The sequence below is a fragment of the Cupriavidus sp. SS-3 genome (assembly GCF_035818815.1).
GTDB lineage: Bacteria > Pseudomonadota > Gammaproteobacteria > Burkholderiales > Burkholderiaceae > Cupriavidus > Cupriavidus taiwanensis_C.
On the sequence record NZ_JAYLVT010000038.1, the window covers coordinates 1 to 4,939 of the forward strand.

The following is a 4,939-nucleotide window of genomic DNA, read 5'->3' on the forward strand; positions in this document are numbered from 1 at the left end:
CGGGCTGATCGCGCGCAACGAGGCGGTCCTGTTCCCGCCGCCCGCGCCGGTCGGCATGGAGCTGATCGCGCTGGCGGCGGCCGCGCTGCTGACGCGCGAAAACCAGCAGCTCCGCATCGACGCCGCCGACCAGCACTCGCCGTGGACCCACGCCGGCGCGTGGCGGCTGAACGGCGGCGTGTCGCGCAGGCTGCGCTTCGGCTATGGCGAGCAGGTGCTCGACGTGACGCTGGACAGCAACGAGCGCGGCAGCACGCTGAGCTACGCCGACCAGGCCGCGCCCTTTGCCTATACCTGCCAGGCCGACGATATCCGCGTCAACCTCGGCACGCGGCGCGCGCACGGGCAGGTCCACCTGGATGGCGACGAATTCCACGTCTTCCATGGCGGCCGCCACGCCACGCTGGCCTGGCTCGATCCGCTCGCCCATGCCGGCGAGGCCGAAGGCGAGGGCGGCAAGCTGACCGCGCCGATGCCGGGCAAGGTGATCGCCGTGATGGTCGAGGCCGGCAACGCGGTCGCGCGCGGCGCGCCGCTGCTGGTGATGGAGGCAATGAAGATGGAGCACACCATCTGTGCCCCCGCCGACGGTGTCGTCAGCGAAGTGCTCTACGGCATCGGCGAGCAGGTTGCCGAAGGCGCGCAACTGCTCGCTTTCAGCGACTGACGGCGCCGGGTCGGTGCTATCCTGCTGCCTCGAATCCATTGAGCCGAGGCCGGGAGGACGGTATGACCATGACGCTTTACTACAACCCCCAGAGCCGCGCGTCGGTGGCGCGCTGGATGCTGGAGGAGGTTGGCGCCGACTACGCGTTGCAGCACCTCGATATCGCCAAGGGGGAAAGCCGGGCGCCGGCTTTCCTGGCGATCAATCCGATGGGCAAGATTCCCACGCTGGTGCTGGATGACGGCACCGTGCTGACCGAGAACGGCGCGATCATCGCGTGGCTCGCCGATACCTATCCGAAAGCGGGGCTGATGCCGCCGCCGGGCTCGTCCGCGCGCGGCACGGTGCTGCGGTGGCTGTTCTTCTGCGGCAGCTGCTTCGAGCCCGCGCTGACCGACCGCATGATGCGTGCCCAGGCGCCGCTGCCCAAGCAGACCGTCGGCTGGGGCGACTATGACGAAGTCATCGACGCCATCGAAAAAGCCCTGTCACCGGGTCCCTTCGTGCTCGGCGACAGCTTCAGCGCCGCCGACGTCTACCTCGGCGCGTCGCTGGCGTGGGCGGGACAGTTCGGTGCGCCGCGCATCCGCGAAAGCCGCTGCATCCAGGACTACGTAGAGCGCATCACCGCCCGCGACGCCTTCGTCCGCGCGGCCAAAGGCTAGCGAAGCCGGCGTGCTTCGGGCGCAGCATGCCAGCGGGCTCCCAGTCCATGTGACGCCGCCACGGCCTGCATTGCCCCCCGGAGTGTGAGACATTGGAGTCCCGGCCAACGGCGCCGGTCGAAACGGCACGCTGGCCCACCGGCGCCGGAGGTCCGGCGCCGTGTCTTCAAGGAGACGCAACATGCCTGGCAAGAACACGATCTGCCTGTGGTACGACCGCGATGCGCTGGAAGCGGCGAATTTCTATGCCAAGACCTTTCCCGACAGCGCCGTCGGCGCCGTGATGCGCGCACCGGGCGACTATCCGGACGGCAAGGAGGGCGATGTGCTGACGGTCGAGTTCACCGTCGCCGGCATCCCGTGTGTCGGCTTGAACGGGGGCCCGCACTTCAAGCACAGCGAGGCCTTCTCGTTCCAGATCGCGACCGACGACCAGGCCGAGACCGACCGGCTGTGGGATGCCATCGTCAGCAACGGCGGCCAGGAAAGCGAGTGCGGCTGGTGCAAGGACCGCTGGGGCCTGTCATGGCAGATCACGCCGCGTGCGCTGCTGGCGGCGATCACCGACCCGGACCGCGCCGCGGCCAAGCGCGCGTTCGACGCGATGATGACGATGCGCAAGATCGACATTGCCACCATCGAGGCGGCAAGGCGGGGCGCAGCGCCTGGTTGATGCAGCGCGCGGTCGACCCAGCGGGTGCGCGGCGTAGCGGTCGGCTTGCGTGCGCCAGCATCGCGCGAATTTCCATTCCTGTTTCTGCAACGTGGCACTTCAGCAAGGCTTCATCCTGACCCGTCACTGGCGTGATACGCCAGGCGGGACCGAAGTGGAATTCTGGCTGGCGACGGATGACGGGCCGCGCCGGCTACGGCTGGCGCCGCAGCCATCGGTTGCCTTTGTGCCGCAGGTGCAGCGCGAGCGTGCCGAGGCACTGCTGTCGCGCGAGCGCGCGGTCGAACTGCGCCCGCTGGCGCTGCGCGATTTCCAGCGCAGGCCGGTGCTGGGACTGTACTGCGCCCAGCACCGGCAGCTGATCCAGTTGGCCAGGACACTGCGCGATGCCGGCGTGGACGTGTATGAAGCCGATATCCGCCCGCCGGAGCGCTACCTGATGGAGCGCTTCATCACCGCGCCGGTGTGGTTCGACGGCGAGGCGGATGGCGCCGGCGTGCTGCGCAACGCGCAGATGAAGCCGTCGGCCGACTACCGGCCGGCGCTGCGCCTGGTGTCGCTCGATATCGAAACCAGCGCGGCGGGCGAGCTCTATTCGATCGCGCTCGAAGGCTGCGGCCAGCGCCAGGTCTACGCGCTGGGGCCGGCGCCGCAATCGCCGGTCGACGTCGATTTCTCGCTGACCTACTGCGCCACCCGGCCCGAATTGCTGCACCGGCTGAACCAGTGGCTGGCCGACCACGATCCCGATGCGATCATTGGCTGGAACCTAGTGCAGTTCGACCTGCGCGTGTTGCAGGAGCAGGCGCGCCGGTTCCAGGTGCCGCTGCGGCTTGGGCGCGGCGGCACGGAAATGGAATGGCGCGAGCACAACGCGCAGCAGCACTTCTTCGCCAGCGCGCCGGGGCGCCTGATCATTGACGGCATCGAGGCGCTGCGCTCCGCCACCTGGAGTTTTCCGTCCTTCAGCCTCGAAGGGGTGGCGCAGGCGCTGCTCGGTGAAGGCAAGGCCATCGAAAATCCGTACGACCGCATGGACGCCATCGACCGCATGTTCGCCCATGACAAGCCGGCACTGGCGCGCTACAACTTGCGCGACTGCGAGCTGGTGACGCGGATCTTCGAGAAGACCGAGTTGCTGCGGTTCCTGCTCGAGCGTGCCACGGTCACGGGCTTGCCGGCCGACCGCAGCGGCGGCTCGGTGGCGGCGTTCACGCACCTGTACATACCGCTGATGCACCGCCAGGGTCTGGTCGCGCCCAACCTCGGCGAGAAAGCGCCCGAGGCCAGCCCGGGTGGCTTCGTCATGGACTCGCGCCCAGGGTTGTATGAATCCGTGCTGGTGCTGGACTACAAGAGCCTCTACCCGTCGATCATCCGCACCTTCCTGATCGATCCGGTTGGCCTGGTCGAAGGCCTGGCGCATCCGGACGATGCCGATGCGGTGCCGGGCTTCCGCGGGGCGCGCTTTTCGCGGACCAAACACTGCCTGCCGGCCATCGTGGCACGGGTGTGGCAGGGGCGCGAGGCCGCCAAGCGCGATGGCAACAAACCGCTGGCGCAGGCGCTCAAGATCATCATGAACGCGTTCTACGGCGTGCTCGGCTCGAGCGGCTGCCGCTTCTTCGATGCGCGGCTGGCATCGTCGATCACCATGCGCGGGCACGAGATCATGCGGCAGACCCGCGCGCTGATCGAGGCGCGCGGCTACGAGGTGATCTACGGCGACACCGACTCGACCTTCGTCTGGCTGCGCCGCGCCCGCACCGAAGCCGACGCCGCGCAGATCGGGCGCAGCCTGGTGGCCTACGTCAACGACTGGTGGCGCGACCACCTGTGGCAGACCTACGGGCTCGAGAGCGCGCTGGAGTTGCAGTTCGAGACGCACTTCCGGCGCTTCCTGATGCCGACCATCCGCGGCGCCGAGCTGGGCAGCAAGAAGCGCTATGCCGGCCAGGTGGAGCGTCCCGACGGCACGCGCGAGATGGTGTTCAAGGGGCTGGAGACGGTGCGCACCGACTGGTCGCCGCTGGCGCAGCGCTTCCAGCAGACGCTCTACGAAAAGGTCTTCAACCGCGAGCCGTATGCGGACTATGTGCGCGACATCGTGCGCCGCACGCTGGCCGGCGAACTCGACGAGGAACTGGTCTACCGCAAGCGGCTGCGGCGCCGGCTTGACGAGTACCAGCGCAACGTGCCGCCGCACGTGCGCGCCGCGCGCCTTGCCGACGACTTTAACGCGCGCCACGGCAGGCCACCCCAGTACCAGCGCGGCGGCTGGATCAGCTATGTGATGACCGTGGCCGGGCCAGAGCCGCTCGAAGCACGCTCGGCGCCAATCGACTATGCCCACTATGTGAGCCGGCAACTGCAGCCGATTGCCGACGCGATCCTGCCTTTTCTGGACGATGAGTTCGAAACGCTGTTGTCGGGCCAGATGGCACTGTTTCCTCAGTAACACGGCAGCGCTAATACGGCGCGCGGGAATGAGTGCTGCCTGCATGCAGCAGGTACCGGCATAAAGTGCCGCAACCGGCTCTTATTCTGTTTCCAAGAAAAGTGCTTGCCAGGCGGACGTCGCCGGTATTAAGATTCGCCCCCTCGTTCGCAAGGCATCGCGCAACGGGCAAGGAACGGCGCGCAAGAATTGACTCGAAAGAGGGCGCGCAGCGCAATAAAGAATTTTTCGAAATCAGTTGCTTAATCGAAAAAATTTCTTTAAAGTCTCGTTCCTTCGCTGCTGACAACGCAGCGCGCTGAACGGCAAAGCCGGTGAGCGAAGTTCTTTAACAAACAAACAACCGATAAGTGTGGGCGCTTGATAGCGGAGGCGAAAGACTTCGGTCTTTTAGCTTAAAAGTTATACAGTGCTCGCACAGCAAAACGTGACTGGTCTTCGGACTGGTCAGTCAGTTTTCTGAGAGTGAGCGACCG

At 66.7% G+C, this 4,939-nt stretch carries 4 protein-coding genes; all 4 read left to right on the forward strand.

What is annotated here, in order from left to right; translation table 11 throughout:
* On the forward strand, positions 1–667 hold a 667-nt coding region (locus U9J39_RS29270; protein ID WP_326348783.1), incomplete at its 5' end, for an acetyl-CoA carboxylase biotin carboxyl carrier protein subunit.
* A 62-nt stretch (positions 668–729) separates the two neighbouring features.
* Positions 730–1,332, forward strand: a complete 603-nt coding sequence (locus U9J39_RS29275) for a glutathione S-transferase family protein (protein WP_326348784.1) — start codon at positions 730–732, stop codon at positions 1,330–1,332.
* Between the two features lie 181 nt (positions 1,333–1,513).
* Positions 1,514–2,005 (forward strand): VOC family protein, encoded by a 492-nt coding sequence (locus U9J39_RS29280; RefSeq protein ID WP_018003732.1) that lies wholly within the window; start codon positions 1,514–1,516, stop codon positions 2,003–2,005.
* 91 nt (positions 2,006–2,096) lie between these two features.
* Positions 2,097–4,463 (forward strand): DNA polymerase II, encoded by a 2,367-nt coding sequence (locus U9J39_RS29285; protein ID WP_326348785.1) that lies wholly within the window; start codon positions 2,097–2,099, stop codon positions 4,461–4,463.
* Positions 4,464–4,939 lie beyond the last annotated feature (476 nt).

Coding starts and splice junctions, on each gene's coding strand:
- U9J39_RS29275 (WP_326348784.1), top strand. CDS start 730: ATGACCATGACGCTTTACTACAACCCCCAGAGCCGCGCGTCGGTGGCG.
- U9J39_RS29280 (WP_018003732.1), top strand. CDS start 1,514: ATGCCTGGCAAGAACACGATCTGCCTGTGGTACGACCGCGATGCGCTG.